Source organism: Pseudomonas tolaasii NCPPB 2192 (assembly GCF_002813445.1).
Classification (GTDB): Bacteria; Pseudomonadota; Gammaproteobacteria; order Pseudomonadales; family Pseudomonadaceae; genus Aquipseudomonas; species Aquipseudomonas tolaasii.
In genome coordinates, this window is the sequence record NZ_PHHD01000001.1 from 4,521,264 (window position 1) to 4,538,378 (window position 17,115).

General features: G+C 60.9%; 16 protein-coding genes. 8 read left to right on the forward strand and 8 right to left on the reverse strand.

The window, feature by feature from the left end; translation table 11 throughout:
• Positions 1 to 19: 19 nt before the first annotated feature.
• A complete protein-coding gene (locus ATI14_RS21040; protein ID WP_016969066.1) occupies positions 20 to 718 on the forward strand; it encodes a DUF72 domain-containing protein in 699 nt (232 codons plus the stop codon).
• Here the strand turns inward: ATI14_RS21040 and ATI14_RS21045 are convergent.
• Positions 686 to 1,468: a DeoR/GlpR family DNA-binding transcription regulator gene (locus ATI14_RS21045; RefSeq protein ID WP_016969065.1), complete on the reverse strand. Its 783-nt coding sequence runs from the start codon at positions 1,466 to 1,468 to the stop codon at positions 686 to 688. The two genes, ATI14_RS21040 and ATI14_RS21045, sit on opposite strands and share 33 nt — an antisense overlap.
• Before the next feature lie 120 nt (positions 1,469 to 1,588).
• On the opposite strand from ATI14_RS21045, the gene ATI14_RS21050 reads away from it, so the two are divergent.
• Entirely contained in the window at positions 1,589 to 2,749 is a 1,161-nt protein-coding gene (locus tag ATI14_RS21050) for an alpha-hydroxy acid oxidase (protein WP_016969064.1), read from the forward strand.
• A 192-nt stretch (positions 2,750 to 2,941) separates the two neighbouring features.
• Here ATI14_RS21050 and ATI14_RS21055 read toward each other — a convergent pair whose 3' ends face one another.
• Positions 2,942 to 3,868, reverse strand: coding sequence for an alpha/beta hydrolase (locus ATI14_RS21055; RefSeq protein ID WP_016969063.1), 927 nt, complete (start codon positions 3,866 to 3,868; stop codon positions 2,942 to 2,944).
• 171 nt (positions 3,869 to 4,039) lie between these two features.
• Here ATI14_RS21055 and ATI14_RS21060 point away from each other — a divergent pair, with 171 nt between their 5' ends.
• From ATI14_RS21060 to ATI14_RS21075, 4 genes are all read left to right on the forward strand, one after another.
• Positions 4,040 to 4,627: an NUDIX domain-containing protein gene (locus ATI14_RS21060; protein ID WP_026083225.1), complete on the forward strand. Its 588-nt coding sequence runs from the start codon at positions 4,040 to 4,042 to the stop codon at positions 4,625 to 4,627.
• A 3-nt stretch (positions 4,628 to 4,630) separates the two neighbouring features.
• The gene (locus ATI14_RS21065) at positions 4,631 to 5,797 is read left to right on the forward strand and encodes a lipase family protein (protein ID WP_370590078.1); all 1,167 of its coding nucleotides are present in this window, start codon (positions 4,631 to 4,633) and stop codon (positions 5,795 to 5,797) included.
• 195 nt (positions 5,798 to 5,992) lie between these two features.
• Complete coding sequence (locus ATI14_RS21070) at positions 5,993 to 8,089, forward strand: putative bifunctional diguanylate cyclase/phosphodiesterase (protein ID WP_016969060.1); 2,097 nt, start codon at positions 5,993 to 5,995, stop codon at positions 8,087 to 8,089.
• A 54-nt stretch (positions 8,090 to 8,143) separates the two neighbouring features.
• On the forward strand, positions 8,144 to 8,890 hold the full coding sequence (locus ATI14_RS21075; protein WP_016969059.1) for an SDR family oxidoreductase: 747 nt from the start codon (positions 8,144 to 8,146) through the stop codon (positions 8,888 to 8,890).
• Positions 8,891 to 8,900: 10 nt separating this feature from the next.
• Here the strand turns inward: ATI14_RS21075 and ATI14_RS21080 are convergent, their stop codons facing one another.
• The 4 genes from ATI14_RS21080 to ATI14_RS21095 form a co-directional block, all read right to left on the reverse strand.
• Positions 8,901 to 9,356, reverse strand: a complete 456-nt coding sequence (locus tag ATI14_RS21080; protein WP_016969058.1) for a hypothetical protein — start codon at positions 9,354 to 9,356, stop codon at positions 8,901 to 8,903.
• A gap of 86 nt (positions 9,357 to 9,442) precedes the next feature.
• Positions 9,443 to 10,852 (reverse strand): GntR family transcriptional regulator MpaR, encoded by a 1,410-nt coding sequence (gene mapR / locus ATI14_RS21085; protein ID WP_016969057.1) that lies wholly within the window; start codon positions 10,850 to 10,852, stop codon positions 9,443 to 9,445.
• A gap of 146 nt (positions 10,853 to 10,998) precedes the next feature.
• Positions 10,999 to 12,408, reverse strand: a complete 1,410-nt coding sequence (ccoG, locus tag ATI14_RS21090; protein ID WP_016969056.1) for a cytochrome c oxidase accessory protein CcoG — start codon at positions 12,406 to 12,408, stop codon at positions 10,999 to 11,001.
• 184 nt (positions 12,409 to 12,592) lie between these two features.
• Entirely contained in the window at positions 12,593 to 12,832 is a 240-nt protein-coding gene (locus tag ATI14_RS21095; RefSeq protein WP_016969055.1) for a DUF3203 family protein, read from the reverse strand.
• 120 nt (positions 12,833 to 12,952) lie between these two features.
• Between ATI14_RS21095 and ATI14_RS21100 the strand changes: the two genes are divergently transcribed.
• The gene (locus ATI14_RS21100; RefSeq protein ID WP_080520099.1) at positions 12,953 to 13,447 is read left to right on the forward strand and encodes an MgtC/SapB family protein; all 495 of its coding nucleotides are present in this window, start codon (positions 12,953 to 12,955) and stop codon (positions 13,445 to 13,447) included.
• A 57-nt stretch (positions 13,448 to 13,504) separates the two neighbouring features.
• Here ATI14_RS21100 and ATI14_RS21105 read toward each other — a convergent pair whose 3' ends face one another.
• Both ATI14_RS21105 and ATI14_RS31445 read right to left on the reverse strand, forming a co-directional pair.
• Positions 13,505 to 14,509, reverse strand: a complete 1,005-nt coding sequence (locus tag ATI14_RS21105; protein WP_231124413.1) for a hypothetical protein — start codon at positions 14,507 to 14,509, stop codon at positions 13,505 to 13,507.
• A gap of 184 nt (positions 14,510 to 14,693) precedes the next feature.
• Positions 14,694 to 14,852: a hypothetical protein gene (locus ATI14_RS31445; protein WP_016969052.1), complete on the reverse strand. Its 159-nt coding sequence runs from the start codon at positions 14,850 to 14,852 to the stop codon at positions 14,694 to 14,696.
• A 204-nt stretch (positions 14,853 to 15,056) separates the two neighbouring features.
• On the opposite strand from ATI14_RS31445, the gene ATI14_RS21110 reads away from it, so the two are divergent.
• Positions 15,057 to 17,045 (forward strand): alpha-1,4-glucan--maltose-1-phosphate maltosyltransferase, encoded by a 1,989-nt coding sequence (locus ATI14_RS21110; RefSeq protein WP_016969051.1) that lies wholly within the window; start codon positions 15,057 to 15,059, stop codon positions 17,043 to 17,045.
• Positions 17,046 to 17,115 lie beyond the last annotated feature (70 nt).

Here is a 17,115-nt window from a genome sequence, read left to right on the forward strand (position 1 = left end):
CGGGTGTGCGGGTTGGAGTTTGCCGCGTGAACAATGGCCGGCATTCACCCGGGAAGGCACTCACTTGCAGCGCTACGCTTCGCGATTCAATGCGGTTGAAATCAACACCTCGTTCTATCGCCCGCATCAGCCGAAAACCTACCAACGCTGGGCGCAGTCGGTACCGTCGGCGTTTCGTTTTTCGGTCAAGTTGCCCCGGCTCATCACTCACGAACTGCGTTTGCAGGCGTGTGAAACGGCACTGCGTGAGTTCCTGGAGCAATGCCTGCCACTTAAGGAAAAACTGGGCTGCTTGCTGGTCCAGCTGCCACCTTCCTCTGGTTTCGAGCCCGCTGTGGCTGCATCTTTCTTTGCCGAGTTACGCCAACGCTTTGTGGGCGCAGTGGTCATTGAGCCGCGCCATGCCAGTTGGTTGAAGGCCGATGCTGTTTTGCAAGACTTCCAGATAGGCCGCGTGGCGGCGGATCCGCCCGTGTTCGAAGGCGCTGATGTGCCCGCTGGTTGGCAAGGTGTGCGCTATTGGCGCCTGCATGGATCGCCGCGTATTTACCACAGTGCCTACGGCCCCGACCGCGTGCAGGCGTTGGCGCAACGGCTTCAGTCGTCCGCTGGCGAAGGCGTCACAACCTGGTGCGTGTTTGACAACACGGCCAGTGGCCATGCAGTCGCCGATGCCCTGTCGTTATTAAACCTCGACCCGCAGCACCTCCAGGCCTAACTGCTCATACCGTTCGACACTCGGCACATGCCACTCGGTGATCAGCGTGTGAATGCGCTCGCACGGCGCCACCACAAAAGGCTCCACCGCCCCCAGCTTGTCGGCCATGGTCACCGCTACTACGTGGGAAGCACTCTCGAGCAAGGCTTGCTTGACTGCGACCTCGTCGAAGTGCAGCGAAGTAATGCCGATTTGCGGGTGCAAGGCGCACACGCCGGTGAACAGCAGGTCGGCCTTGACGCTCTGGATCAAGCGGATGGCCTCCTGGCCGCCCGTGGACAAGGTGGCCGGGTTGAGCTGGCCACCGGCCAGAATCACTTTCACATGGGTGTGGTCGGCCAGGGCGATGGCGATCATCGGCGACGCGGTCACCACCGTCAGGCGGATCTCCCGGGGCAACGACTGGGCGATTCGCAGCGTGGTGGAGCCGGAGTCGAACAACACGATCTGGCCGTCTTCCACGCGATCGGCAGCCAGTTGCGCGAGGCGGCGCTTGGCGTCGTCGGTTTCGCCGACGCGGGTGAAGAAATCCTTGCCGGTGTCTTTGGGCCGGGGCAGGGCGCCGCCGTGTACGCGCTGCAGTAAGCCAGCGGCGGCCAGTTCGCCGAGGTCACGGCGGATGGTGTCCTGGGACACGGCAAAATGCTCGACCAGCTCCGATGCGGTGACTTTGCCGTCACGCTCCAGCAGCAACAGGATTTTCTGTTTGCGCAGCGAAGGCAGGTCAACGGCTTGATGAGTGTTATGCATGGTTGTGCGTCTTTTTGCGGGTTTGTGCGAGGTTATGCCGCAATCAAACTAAACGCAATGGCTGGTTGCGCGCCCGATGGGCGGTTACTCTCTGTTTTCAGTTCAGGGAGAGGTGACCCGATGACGTTGATCACAACCATCGAAGATTTACGCAAACTCGCGCAAAAACGTGTCCCACGGATGTTTTACGACTATGCCGATTCCGGCTCCTGGACTGAAAGCACCTACCGGGCCAACGAAAGTGATTTCGCCGGTATCAAATTCCGCCAGCGTGTGGCGCGCAACATCGATCAACGCTCCCTCCGCGCGAGCATGATCGGCCAGGACATGGCCATGCCTGTGGCCCTGGCACCGACTGGCCTGGCCGGCATGCAACACGCCGATGGCGAGATTCTTACCGCCCGCGCCGCCGCCGCGTTTGGCCTGCGCTACACCTTGTCGACCATGAGCATCTGCTCTCTGGAAGACATCGCCGAACAGGTCGGCCAGCCGTTCTGGTTCCAGCTGTATGTGATGCGCGATCGCCCGTTTATGGAACGATTGATCGAACGCGCAAAAGTCGCGGGGGTGGATGCGCTGGTGTTGACCCTGGACTTGCAGATTCTCGGGCAGCGTCACAAGGACTTGATCAACGGCCTGTCGGCGCCGCCCAAACTGACCCTGCCGAATATCCTCAACATGGCCACCAAACCGCGCTGGGTGATGGGCATGCTCGGCACCCGGCGCCGTGGTTTCGGCAATATCGTGGGGCACGTCAGCGGCGTGGCGGACATGAGTTCGTTGTCGTCGTGGATCGCGCAGCAGTTCGACCCGCGCCTGAGTTGGGACGATGTGCAATGGATCAAGCAATGCTGGGGGGGCAAGCTGATCATCAAGGGCATTCTGGATGTGGAAGACGCGCGCCTGGCAGCCGATTCCGGCGCCGATGCCCTGGTGGTGAGCAACCACGGTGGCCGTCAGCTCGATGGGGCCCCTTCGAGCATCAGCCAACTGCCGGCGATTGTTGAGGCAGTGGGCGACAGGATAGAAGTGTGGCTCGACGGCGGCATTCGCTCCGGCCAGGACGTGCTCAAGGCAATGGCGCTGGGCGCCAAAGGCACCATGATCGGCCGCCCGCATTTGTATGGGCTGGGGGCCATGGGCGAGGCGGGAGTGACCAGGGCGCTGGACATCATTGCCCGCGAACTGGACGTGTCGATGGCGTTGTGTGGGTATAACGATATACGCGATGTGAATCGCGATATTTTGCTGCCGGGCACCTTTCCAACAGGGGTTTGCTGAGCAAAAAAATCGTAAAAAAGTAAAAAGAGTTGTCCACGAAAACCGTGGGTATCTCTGTGGATAACTTTGCTGGACCCCGGCAGGTATGGCGATTTAACCAAAGGTTAATATTTGATCAACTTTCGGCGCGGGCCAGTATGGGCAGGGTTTGCGCTTGACAGCCAAGCGCGAACCCGGTGCCGAAAAGTAGTTTTATGAGGCGCCGTCACGGCCTGTGGAGTGCGTGACAACCCGGGCCGGCAGCCTGGCGCGCAGCAAATTGTCGAGTGCCTGGCCATAACTGCGACCGGCCAGGCTCATGCTGTTGTTGTGGGTGGCGCCGGGCACGAGTAACAGCCGTTTGGGTTCCCTGGCGGCTTCAAACAGTTGCTGGCTGAAACGCGGCGGAATGTACTGGTCGGCCAGGCCGTGGACCACCAGCAGCGGCATGTGCACCTCGGCCATCTTGTCGATGGAATCGAATTTCTGCGACAGCAACCAGCGCACCGGCAATGACGTGTTGGCCACCGCGGCGGCGGCATCGCCGAGTGTAGTGAACGTGGACTCGATCACCAGCCCGCGCACGGGAACGGGCGTCTGCCGGCTCAGTTCGGCGGCGAGGTCGATGGCCACGGCGCCGCCCAGAGAATGCCCGTAGATCAGGCGTTTTTCCGGGTCGGGTTGCAGCACCTGAAAGCGTTCCCAGGCCACGCGCGCGTCTTCATACACCGTGGCTTCGGAAGGCAAGTCGCCGTGGCTTTGGCCGAAGCCGCGATAGTCAATCGCCAGTACCGAATAGCCCAGCGCGTGTAATTGCTCGATACGGAAAAACTGCCCGGTGAGGTTCCAGCGCACGCCATGCAGGTAAAGGATGGCGGGCGCGTCTTTCTTGTCTGCGGGGTACCACCAGGCATGGATGTTCTGCCCGGATTTGAACGTGGCGGGCTTGAGGTCGAATTCCTGCACGGCTTTCGGCAAGCCGTTGTACCAACTGGCCGTGCCCGGCTCGATGCGAAACACCAGCTCGCGCTCTTTGTGCTGCAGCACGGCGCAACCCACCGGCAGGCCGACAACCAGAATGGCCATGCACAGCAGGGGAAACCAGCGCAGGCCCAGGCGGGACAGAAAACGAGAGGACATGAAGGTTCCGGAACAAAAGCGAAGCAGGGGTTTTACCAGATGGCCTGCGCGGGCAGGAATTAATTCGACAGCCGTTCACGGGTATCTCTTGCAAAGTGTTGCAGCGTTACGCCCTTGACGCCTGGCTCGCGGGCGCGACATGCTCGCGCTCCTTTGAGCAAAGGCCCGATCATGGACACCAGCCCCGTTCGCATCACTGCCGAGGAAACACTCTCGGACAATTGGTACCTGCTGAAAAAATACAGCTTCGACCTGCGCCGCCGGGACGGCAGCTGGCAAGCCCAGACCCGCGAGGTGTATGACCGCGGCAACGGTGCGACCATCCTGCTGTACAACCGCGTTCAACGCACCGTGTTGTTGATCCGCCAGTTCCGCATGCCCACGTTCGTCAATGATTACCCCGGCTACCTGATCGAAACTGCCGCCGGTTTGCTGGACAACGCCAGCCCCGAAGAACGCATCCGCCTGGAAGCCGAAGAAGAAACCGGTTACCGCGTTGGCCATGTGGAAAAAATCTACGCCGCGTTCATGAGCCCGGGCTCGGTGACCGAGCGCATTCACTTCTTTATCGGCGAATACCAACCGGGCGACAGGGTCAGCGCCGGCGGTGGCCTGGAGGAAGAGGGCGAAGATATTGAAGTGCTGGAGCTTGGCTTCGAACAGGCGCTGGCCATGGTGCACAGCGGCGAGATTGCCGACGGTAAAACCATCATGCTGTTGCAGCACCTCGAGCTGCGCATGTTGAAGGAAGGGTGGTGATTGTTGAGGCGCGGTTGGGCATTGCTGTGTGTACTGATTGCAGGCAGTAGCAGCGCTGCCGACGGCTTTTACACCTGGACCGGCCCCGTGCCCGCCCAGCCCGGCGTTTTGTTGCGCAGCGAAGCCCTGACCGTGCAGCAAAGCCTGGCCGAGGCGGCGCAGAACTTGCGAATCCTCTACAGCTCCACCGACGGGCTCGATAACCGCACGCCGATCATCGTGTCCGGCGCGTTGTTCCTGCCCAGGGGCACAGCACCACAGGGTGGTTGGCCTTTGATGGCGTGGGCCCATGGCACGGTGGGCAGCGCCGACCGGTGCGCACCGTCATTGAACGCACGCAGCCCGCGAGACACGCGCTACCTCAACTACTGGCTGAACCAGGGCTATGCGATTGTTGCAACCGACTATCAGGGCCTTGGTACTCCCGGCTTGCACCCTTACGGGCTCACCCGGCCACTGGCGTACGGTGTGCTGGACAGCATTCGCGCCGTGAGTGACCCGCGTTTCAATCTGTCCAAACGCGTGGTGGTATTCGGCCAGTCCCAGGGCGGCCGCGCGGCATTCGCCACGGCGGTTTCGGCCAAGGCGTATGCGCCGCAGGTGAACCTTGTCGGCGTGGTGGCCACGGGCACGCCCTATGCGTCGACGCGCCCGCAAGGTCAAAGCACGGAACTGGACAACGCCCGGCGCTCAGTGGTGCCGACCTTTGCCTACAACCTGCTGCGTCTGAGCACCGCGAGCCTGCTCGATCCTTCTTTTGTACCGGCCGATTACCTCACTGAACAGGCACTGCCAGCCTTCAAGGCCAGCCAGGAAGACTGCCTGCACGCCATCGAGCAGCGCGTGGTGGCCGACAGGCTGACCTTCAACACCAGCTTCAAACGTTCGCCCAGGGCCGCGCTGGATCAAGTCAATCAGCAGTCGGCGTATCCCACGTTGAAAACCGATATTCCCGTATTTCTGGGTACCGGCGGCAAGGACCGCGACGTGTTCGTGCCGGGGCAAAAAGCGCTGGTGCGCGATGCCTGCAAAGCGGGGGACAGGATCGAATGGCATTTTTACCCGGAGCTGGATCATTCCGGCACGGTCAACGGCTCTCTCGCAGATTCAACCGGCTTTGTGCGCCGGGCGTTTGCCGGCGAAGTGATCGCGGGAAATTGTGAGCATTAATGTGCGCGACCCACGTCGTCGCGGACCAGGTTAAAACCGTTGAAAACGACAGCATTGACAGTCGGCAATTTGACGTCAAAACGCCACTAATGGCCCCTTGATAATTAATCAACTGCCCAAGAATTATTCTCGCTACAATCGCCCGCTTTGCCACCTGACACGGGCTTTTCAGGCCCGTCGGTTTTGAGAAGTCCCATGCTGATCGGTAGCTATTCTCCCTCGCTTGTCGTGATCTCCCTGTGTGTCGCGATACTGGCATCCTACACCGCCCTCGACCTGGCCGGCCGCATCGCGACCGCCAAAGGTCGTGCGGTCTATATGTGGATGACCGGCGGCGCATTGGCGATGGGCGTGGGCGTGTGGTCCATGCACTTTATCGGCATGCTGGCCCTGCGGCTGCCGTTTGCCCTGGGGTTTGACCTGGGCATTACCGCGCTGTCGCTGTTGATCGCGGTGTTGTCCTGCGGCTTTGCGTTGTGGCTGGTGAACCAGCCGCGCCTGCCGGTGTGGCAACTGGGGGTTGGCGCGCTGATCATGGGCGCGGGCATCAGCAGCATGCATTACACAGGCATGGCGGCGATGCGCATGACGCCGGGCATCGACTATGACCCGACGCTGTTTGGCGCCTCGTTGTTGATCGCCGTGGTGGCCTCGGGCGCGGCGCTATGGATCGCTTTCAACCTGCGGCGCAATACCCCTTACGTGCGCCTGGCACGGGGCGGCGCGGCGGTGGTGATGGGCATTGCCATCGTCGGTATGCACTACACCGGCATGGCGGCGGCGCAGTTTGCCGATGACAGCTTTTGCGGCGCGGCGCTGACCGGCCTGAGCGGCAAGGGCCTGGACAACCTGGTGCTGGTGACCTCGCTGGCGGTGCTGGTCATTGCATTATTGACCTCGTTGCTCGACGCCCGCCTGGAAGCGCGCACCGCCGTACTGGCCGACTCCCTGACCCTGGCCAACCAGGAACTGACCCATCTGGCCCTGCACGACATGCTCACCGGCCTGCCGAATCGCACCTTGCTGGCCGACCGCATTCAACAGGCGATTCAGGCGGTGATGGAGCAGGGCGGTTGCTTCGCCCTGATGTTTATCGACCTGGATGGTTTCAAACCGGTCAACGATGCCTTCGGGCACCATATGGGCGACCAATTGCTGCGCGAAGTCGGCCTGCGCCTGCGCGAGGATTTGCGCAGCCAGGACACCCTGGCGCGTATCGGCGGCGACGAATTCGTGTTGCTGGTGCAGTTGAGTCAGCCAGACGATGCCATGGGCCTGGCCGAGCGTCAGGTCGGCCTGATCAACCGGGCGTTCAAGGTGGCCGAGCATGAGCTGAAGATTTCCGCGAGCATTGGTATCGCGATGTTTCCCGGCAACGGCAGCAACCCTCAGGACCTGCTGATGAATGCTGACGCGGCGATGTATCACGCCAAGGGCATGGGCAAGAACGGTTACAGCTTCTTTGATGTGTCGATGAACACCAATGCGCGCAAACAACTGCAACTGCTGCAGGACTTGCGCAACGCGGTGGAGCAGGGGCAACTGCGTTTGTATTACCAGCCCAAGTTCGACGCAGCCAGTGGCATTGCGGTCGGCGCCGAAGCCTTGTTGCGCTGGGAGCATCCACAACAGGGGCTGTTATTGCCCGCGACGTTTATCGAGCTGGCGGAAAAAACCGGGCTGATCATCCCGATTGGCGAATGGGTACTCAACGAAGCCTGCCGCCAGATGGCCCTGTGGTACGCACAGGGTTATGAAGAGTGGCGCATCGCGGTGAATTTGTCGGCGTTGCAGTTCTGCCACGCGGGGTTGGTCAACAGTGTTGCGGCGGCGTTGGAGCGCCATCGGTTGCCGGCCAATAACCTGACGCTGGAGATCACCGAAACCACAGCCATGAGCGATGCCGACGCGAGCATGACGGTGCTGCAGCAGCTGTCTGACATGGGCGTGGACCTGTCCATCGATGACTTCGGCACCGGGTATTCGAGCCTGATGTACCTCAAGCGCCTGCCGGCCAATGAGCTGAAGATTGACCGCGGGTTTGTTCGCGACCTGGAACACGACAGTGACGACGCCGCGATTGTTTCGGCGATTGTGGCCCTCGGCCAGGCGCTGGGGTTGCGCATCGTCGCCGAAGGGGTGGAAACCAATGTGCAGCAGCATTTTCTGACCCGGCTGGGATGCAATTCCCTGCAAGGCTATCTGCTGGGGCACCCGCTGCCGGCCGACGGCTTCATGGCCGACATTCAGCGCGCCGAATTCGCCGCGGTGCCTGACAAAAACCGCAGGTGACGGGTATTCTTGGATCCAGCCATAAACATCAGGTTGAATCAGGAGACCGCACGCATGGACAAAGTCGTCATCATCACCGGGGGCAGCCGTGGGATTGGCGCCGAAACGGCGTTGCTGGCCGCGCGTCAGGGCTATCGGATCTGCATCAATTACCAGTCCGACGAAAACGCTGCCCACAGCGTGCTCGAGCAGGTGCGTGCGCTGGGTGCGCAGGCCATTGCAGTGCGCGCCGATGTCAGTATCGAAGATGAAGTGATCACCCTGTTCAATCGGGTCGACGCCGAGCTGGGCCGCGTCACTGCGCTGGTTAACAATGCCGGGACGGTGGGGCACAAGTCGCGGGTGGACGAGATGTCTGAATTCCGCATCCTGAAGATCATGAAGACCAACGTGCTGGGCCCGATCCTGTGTGCCAAGCACGCGGTGCTGCGCATGTCGCCAAGGCACGGCGGGCAGGGCGGCAGTATCGTCAATGTATCGTCGGTGGCGGCACGCCTGGGCTCGCCGGGTGAGTACGTTGACTACGCCGCCTCCAAGGGCGCGCTGGACACCTTCACCATTGGCCTGTCGAAAGAAGTGGCGGGCGAGGGGATTCGCGTCAACGCGGTGCGCCCTGGTTACATTTTTACCGATTTCCATGCCCTGAGCGGCGACCCGGACCGGGTCAGCAAGCTGGAATCCGGCATCCCGATGGCCCGTGGCGGGCGCCCCGATGAAGTGGCGGAAGCGATTATCTGGCTATTGTCCGACAGGGCCTCCTACACCACCGGGACGTTCCTGGATTTGGGTGGCGGGCGATGAGGTGTGCTGATTAACGTCCGAGGTTTGCGAGTACTTCGTAGCCTTTTTCAGCAAACGCGACCAGAAGGCGGGCTTCGGAGTTTTTTCGGGTGGAATGGCCGGCGTTGTGAAAGCCATTGATTTTGCCGTCACGGCTTTCGCTGTTGCCGACTTTGCGGTCATTCACATTGTCGATGTAGTTGAGTACGCGGGCGAGGTCGTAGGCCGCATCGGCGCGTTTTTGTGCATTGGGGTTGGCGGATGTCCAATCGCCCACTTGTCGCTTGAGCAAATCAGTTGTCGGGTAACTGTCGCGCCGCTTCAGCAGGTTTTTCAGAGCCGGGTTGGCGTTGATGATTTGCCGGGCGTTGCGCTGGTCACCCGGCGGGCGTCCTTGTTGCGCAGTGGGTGCCTGAAGCCAGTTGTTTTCGGTGCGGTCCTCGCCTGTGAAGTAGTGGGGCGGTACGGGGAGCGGGTGAATGTGCATAGGGTGTTCGACTCGATACAAGGTGCGTATGAGTGGTGCGCAGGGCACCACTGTTCCGCCCGTTATGTATCAAGAAACCGCCACGCCTAGAACGACCGCACAATCCGCCCCAACGTTTCCATCGCTTTCTCGGATGCCTCCGTCCACGGGCTGCCATAGTTCAGACGCATGCAGTTTCTGAAACGCCGGGTCGCCGAGAAAATCGGCCCCGGCGCGATGCTGATGCCTTGGGCCAGGGCCATCTGGAACACCTTCAACGAGTCAGTTTGCTCGGGCAACTCCAGCCACAGGAAATACCCGCCAGCGGGCTGACTGACGCGCGTTTGCGCCGGGAAGTAACGGGCAATCGCGGCCAGCATCGCGCTTTGCTGCTCTTCCAGCGCATAGCGCAATCTACGCAGGTGGCGGTCGTAACCACCGTGCTGCAGGTAGTCGGCAATCGCCGCCTGGGCCGGCATGGACGGGCACAACGAGGTCATCAGCTTCAAGCGCTCGACCTTTTGCGCGAACCGCCCGGCGGCCACCCAGCCCACGCGATAACCCGGCGCCAGGCTCTTGGCAAACGACCCGCAATGCATCACCAGCCCCTCGGTATCAAAGGCCTTGGCCGGTTTGGGCGCTTGTTGGCCGTAATACAGTTCGGCGTAAACGTCGTCCTCGATCAGGGGCACCTGATGGCTGCGCAGCAATTCTACCAGCGCCTGTTTCTTCGCTTCCGGCAGCGTGGCCCCCATGGGGTTCTGGAAGCTGGTCATGGTCCAGCAGGCTTTGATCGGGTAGCGCTCAAGGCTTTGCGCCAGTGCGTTGAGGTCGATTCCTTCGCGCGGGTGCACGGGTATTTCCACGGCCTTGAGTTTCAGGCGCTCCAGCACTTGCAGGCAGGCATAAAACGCCGGGGCTTCGATGGCCACCAGGTCGCCGGGCTCGGTCACCGCTTGCAGGCACAGGTTCAACGCCTCGAGGGCGCCGTTGGTAATCAGCAATTCTTCCATGGGCAGCATCAGTCCGCCGACCATGTAACGCAGGGCGATTTGCCGGCGCAGTTGCGGGTTTCCCGGCGACATGTCGGTGACCACCAGGCGCGGGTCCATGTCGCGACTGGCACTGGCCAGCGAACGGGCCAGGCGCGGCAACGGAAACAGCATGGGGCTGGGGAACGCCGAGCCGAATGGCACAGTGTTGGGGTCCTTGATGGAGTCGAGGACCGAAAACACCAGCTCGCTTACGTCGACTTCCGTGGACTCATGCACCTGTTCGCTGGCCACCGGCTCTGAAAACGGACTGGGTGCGTGGCTGTTGACGAAGTAGCCCGAGCGCGGCCTGGCGCGGATCAGGCCGCGTCGCTCCAGCAGGTAATACGCCTGGAACACGGTGGACGGGCTGACGCCATAGGTCTGGCTGGCATAGCGCACCGACGGCACGCGCTCGCCCGGCCCGAGTACGCCGGAGCGGATCAGTTCTGCAATGTCATCGGCAAATTTTTCGTAGCGTTTCATGGTGGCCTGATTAACGTTTTTAGAATGGACGCACAACACACTGTGGGAGCTGGCTTGCCTGCGATAGCGGTGTGTCAGCTTGCGGGTTTATCAACTGGCCCACCGCTATCGCAGGCAAGCCAGCTCCCACAGTTGAACTTCATTGGTCAGTGAATCATCGGTGCCACAAAACGGCTGTCGGCGGCGCTGAAGATCCAGGGTTCGTCCACGTCGGTGACCTTGAACCGCAGGGTCTGCGAGCTGCTCGCAGGTTTGTCGGCCAGCAACACCACCGACACCGGTACATCGCTGATTTCTCCGGGCGCCAGGCTGATGGCGGTTTTGCCCTGCAACTGAAAGCCGTCGGCGTCCACCAGTGCCACGCGGTAGTCCTGGTGTTGCTGGGTTTTGTTGATGACTTTCAGGCTGTAGATGTTTTCGATCTGCCCCAGGCTGTTCTCGCGGAACAGCCCCCTGTCCTTGGTGACGTCCAGCGAAACCATCGGCCGTTCGATCAAGGCCACCACCAGCGCTGCAATCATCACCAGCAACACGGCACTGTAGCCGATCAGGCGCGGCCTGAGCAGCCGGGTTTTGCCGCCCTGCAGTTGATGTTCACTGGTGTAGCTGACCAGGCCACGGGCGTAGCCCATTTTGTCCATGATTGAATCACAGGCATCGATGCAGGCGGCGCAGCCGATGCATTCCATTTGCAGGCCGTCGCGGATGTCGATACCGGTGGGGCAGACCTGCACGCAGAGTTGGCAGTCGATGCAATCCCCCAGACCGACGTTTGCAGGGTTGACCTCGCGCTTGCGCGGGCCACGGTGCTCGCCGCGTGCGGCGTCGTAGGAAATGGTCAGGGTGTCTTTGTCGAACATCACGCTTTGGAACCGTGCGTACGGGCACATATGCATGCACACCGCTTCACGCAGCCAGCCGGCGTTGAGGTAAGTGGCGGCGGTGAAAAACAGCACCCAGAACAGGCTGACGCCGCCCAACTGCCAGGTCAGGAGTTCAGCGGCGAGTGGGCGGATAGGCGTGAAGTAGCCGACAAAGGTCAGCCCGGTCAGCACGCTGATGCCCAGCCACAACGTGTGTTTGGCCGAGCGCCGCAGCAGTTTGTTCAGGTTCCAGGGTGCCGCGTGCAGTTTGATGCGTTGGTTGCGTTCGCCTTCCGTGACCTTTTCACACCACATGAACAGCCAGGTGAAGGCGCTTTGCGGGCAGGTGTAGCCACACCAGACACGGCCGGCGAATACGGTCATGGCGAACAAGCCGAAAGCGCAGATGATCAACAGTGCCGAGAGCAGAATGAAATCCTGGGGCCAGAAGGTGGCGCCGAAGATATGGAATTTGCTCTCGGCCAAGTCCCACAGCACGGCTTGGCGCCCGCCCCAGTTCAGCCACACGGTGCCGAAAAAAGCCAGGAACAGTACACCGGCGCCGCTGACACGCAGGGTGCGAAACAGCCCGGTGAAACTGCGGGTATGGATCAGGTGGTCGCTGCCTTTGGCCTTCATTTTCTTTGAATGAATGGGCTCAAAGGTGTCCACGGTTGGGATTCTTTCGCTCATGGTCGTTCGCTCATCAGCCTCCATCAGGCCAATGCACTATGAGCGCCGTGCTGATCTCATAACAGACTCAGCTAGGGCTATAAAAAGCAGATCAGATAACGCCGGGGCACCCGCCTGCGACAGTGTGCTGCACCCCGCGGCAGCAGGGGCACAGCGCTAATTCAGAGCGGCTGATGCAGATCAATCAAATCAGCGAACCAGGTTCTTCGGCCTTTACATGCTGGCGGCCGTCGTGGGCGCCGGCGACCGTCAGCGCGTCAGCTTCGGCTTCAGTGATGTAGATCCGTTTTGCCGCCAACTCCACGTAGGACATGGATTTGTCGAGGTCGGTCACGATATTGACCCGGGTCGCCGGCACGCTCTGTTCCTGGCCATTGTCGTCGAGCGTGAAGTAACACAGTTGGTTTTCAATACGCAGAGGCATGCCGTTCTCCTTGTTCATGGGCTATGAAGGTTAGGGGAGGGTGAGGTGCAGGGGTTCCAGGCAACTGACTGACGGTCGCTGCTGTCCATGCTTTAACCGTACTGAAAAAGGACTGTTTCCATGGACGCCTGGTGGCATGAAGTCTGGCAAACCCTGCAAGCCGAGTTCGCCGACATCGGTGATGCCAAACAACTCACCCAAATCACCGTGCGCTTGCTGATCGCGGCAACCCTGGGCGGTATTCTGGGGTTTGAGCGAGAGCACAAAGGCAAGGCTGCCGGGGTGCGTACCCATATGCTGGTGGCGTTGGGCGCAGCCTTGTTCGTGCTGGTGCCGCAGATGTCCGGCAGCCAGGCCGATGCCATGAGCCGTGTGCTGCAAGGGGTGATTGCAGGCATCGGTTTTCTGGGCGCGGGGACGATTCTCAAGGGCAAGGAGGACGAGGAGGGGCAGCACGTCAAAGGCCTGACCACCGCGGCCGGTCTGTGGATGACCGCCGCCATCGGGGTGGCGGGCATGGGGCGTGAATCGACGGCGGTGCTCAGCACCTTGCTGGCGCTGGCGGTGTTCAGCGTGATGCCGTGGATCGTAAAACGGCTGGATAAGGAGGGCTGAGCCTGCGGCCCTCTCGCGGGGTTATCCCGCGTTTTTCAGGCAATGGCTTGGCTCCGATTAACTTGCCGCGCCTGCCTGTAACTGCGGCTCGACAGCAATGTTTTCTTCGCGCCGCAACGTGTCGAGATTCTCCCTGGAAATGACTTGGCGGACCCGGTCCTTGAGTCGTTCCTGTACGCGCGTGTCTTGGTTCCAGGCATTGAGAGAGGCTTCACTCAACAACCCGGTGAGTTCCTCAATGCTTTGTACGCTTTGCGCAGAGTCCGGGGCGCGCAGGATATTCACGAGACTCTGCCGGCTGAGCAGTTCATCAATGCGTTTGAGCGTCGGGTTGATTTCGCCGGGTGCCCGTTCGCGATGGACGGTTTGAACCTGAGGGGCCGTTTTGGGGCGCACCCCGTGGGTGTTTTCAGGTTTTTTATCATCTGTTCCCGCGCGCTGGTCCGGTGTGGTTTCAGGCTCGGGCGGCCGATAGGGCTGGCCAATGGCAATCAGGCGCTGGCACAGTGACTCACACAGTCGGGAGCGCTGGTTGATCCGGTGGTCTTCCTTGCGTTGCTCGGCCCGCATCTGTAGAGCGCCGCGCCATGGCACGTCGTGATCGGTGTTGGACAGGTGGTGGTGGAACTGTTCGGGGTTCGGCCCCACGGCCGCCTCACGTTGCAGATTGCGCAGGTTTTTCTCGCTCAACCCCTGGCCGATGTCCCGCTTCAGCTTCGTCAGTTCCCCGGAATCGGAGGTCAGGGTGCGCAGCGAGTCCTCACTCAGCAACTCACGGATCTCCTTCAGATCTTCACGGGTTCCCCGCGCGTTCGGCGTGCTCATCATCTGGATGAGGTGACTACGCTCAAGCAGTGTGGAAATTCGATCAATTTTTTCCTGAGCCTCTGCCGAGGGCTCGGCACTGGAGGGAGCGCTCAGCGGTTCGCTGTTTGCGGGTTCAGAGGGCGCCGGATTCCTGAGCGGCGGACTCACATGGGGCCGCGCGTCGGGCTGTTTTTTTGCAGGGGTGGCGGGCGATTGCGCAATGAAGGGAGGAGGGGACAACGGGGTTATCGGCATGATCAATACTCGCATGGTGATTGAATAAGGACCCTGTCAAGTCAAATGCCGGCCTTGGGTCCACGCGAGTTGATTCTCTGATAGCAAGCCCCTGCCTAGATCTAAGAGCTCTCTTTTGCGCAAGTAGGACGTTTCCGTAGTACTTGCCCGCAAACCAGAGGCTTGCGGGAAAGTCAGGCTTATTTCAAACAATCACCGGCGGCATGGTCGTCGGTGGCTCCTCCACTGGTGGCGGCTCGTTTTCAGGCGGTTCCTTCTCCGGAACCGGTTCGGGCTCGCTGGGCGGCAGGGTCGGATTGTCGATATTCGGGTCAGGGGTTTCCGCCGGGATCGGGATATTCATCGGTGTGGCCTCCTTTGTGCTTTGCTCTAGCGGTGGACATCCGTGCAGGCCAATTGATTCCCCGCCGGATGGCGGCATATTCACCTGAACTTTTAAACCGCGTGCAGGCTCGGACCTATTACGGCCTTGCTCAGGGAGAGCACTGCCGCCTCAGAATTCGGATCAAGCAGAGAGCGTCCACAGGGCGTAAGGGGAAGATGCTCGATGACAGCTGAAACACTGACTCCAGAAGATTCCGTTTTGCCATTGTCCCAGGCGCTATTGCTGCCCAGGATCGCGATTGAAAGCACCATGCCGGTGATCGACGGCGGTGAATTCGCCGTCAAGGCCGTGGTCGGCCAGCCCGTCAACGTCACCAGCAAAGTGTTCGCCGATGGTCATGACAAGCTGGCCGTGCTGATTCGCTGGCGCCCCTTGCAGGACGAAAGCTGGCACAGCGTGGTGATGGCCGACGTGGGCAACAATGGCTGGGAGGGCACGTTCACCGTGACCACTCAGGGCCCCCACGAGTTTTGCATTGAAGCGTGGATCGATACCTTCGCCAGTTTCTGTTATGAGCTGCGCAAAAAACACGAGGCCGGTGTGCCGGTCAGCCTGGAATTGCAGGAGGGCCGCAGCCTGGTGCTGCAGGCCGCCGAGCGCAGCGATAACGAACTGCGTGACCGCTTGATGCTGCTGCACCACGAGCTCTCGGGATTGCTGGAAACCGAGCAGGTCGCGCTGTTTCTGCACGATGACAGTGCACACCTGATGACCCAGGCCGACCATCGCGCCTATTTGAGTATCAGCACGGTCTACCCGATCGATGTGGAACGCACCGCTGCGCAGTTTGCCAGCTGGTATGAGCTGTTTCCGCGCTCGATCACCGACGATCCTGCGCGCCACGGTACTTTCAATGACGTGCACTCGCGGCTGTCGATGATCCACGACATGGGCTTTGACGTGCTGTACTTTCCGCCGATCCACCCCATCGGGCGCAGCCATCGTAAAGGTCCCAACAACTCCCTGACGGCCGGTCCGGATGATCCCGGCAGCCCCTATGCCATTGGCAGCGAAGACGGTGGCCACGAAGCCATTCACCCGCAACTGGGCAGTCGCGATGACTTCCGCCGCCTGGTCAAGGCCGCTGCCGACCACGGGCTGGAAATCGCCCTGGACTTTGCTATCCAGTGCTCCCAGGACCACCCGTGGCTCAAACAGCACCCCGGCTGGTTCAACTGGCGCCCGGACGGCACGATCAAATACGCGGAAAACCCGCCGAAAAAGTACCAGGACATCGTGAACGTCGACTTTTATGCGGCCGATGCCATCCCGAGCCTGTGGACTGAACTGCGTGACATCGTGGTGGCCTGGGTGGAGGAGGGCGTGAAGACCTTTCGCGTCGACAACCCGCACACCAAGCCGCTGCCATTCTGGCAATGGTTGATCAGTGACGTACGCGCTAGGCACCCCGATGTGGTGTTTCTCGCGGAAGCCTTTACCACGCCGGCGATGATGGCGCGCCTTGGAAAGGTGGGCTATTCCCAGAGCTACACATACTTCACCTGGCGCAATACCAAGGCGGAGCTGAGTGAATACCTGACGCAATTGAATCAATCGCCGTGGCGCGAGTGCTACCGGCCGAACTTTTTTGTGAATACCCCGGATATCAACCCTGGTTTCCTGCACCAGTCAGGTCGCCCGGGCTTTCTGATCCGCGCCGCGCTGGCCACCATGGGCTCGGGCCTGTGGGGCATGTATTCAGGCTTTGAGTTGTGCGAAGCCGCGCCGGTACCGGGGAAAGAGGAATATCTCGACTCGGAAAAATACGAGATCCGCGTCAGGGATTTCACCGCGCCGGGCAACATCATTGCCGAAATCGCCCAGCTCAACCGCATCCGCCGGCAAAACCCGGCCCTGCAGACGCACTTGGGCTTGAAGCTCTACAACGCCTGGAACGACAACATCCTGTACTTCGGCAAGCGCAGTGCCGATGGCAGCAACTTCATTCTGGTGGCGGTCAACCTCGACCCGTTCAATGCGCAGGAAGCCCACTTCGAACTGCCGCTGTGGGAGCTGGGCCTGCCGGACGATGCCCAGACCCAGGGCGAAGATTTGATGAACGGCCATCGCTGGACCTGGTACGGCAAGACCCAGTGGATGCGGCTTGAGCCCCATACCCCGTTTGGCATCTGGCGTATCACCCTTCCTTAAGCCTGGTTGATCGTTCCCACGCTCTGCGTGGGAATGCAGCCCGGGACGCTCCGCGTCCCAAAGCCTGACG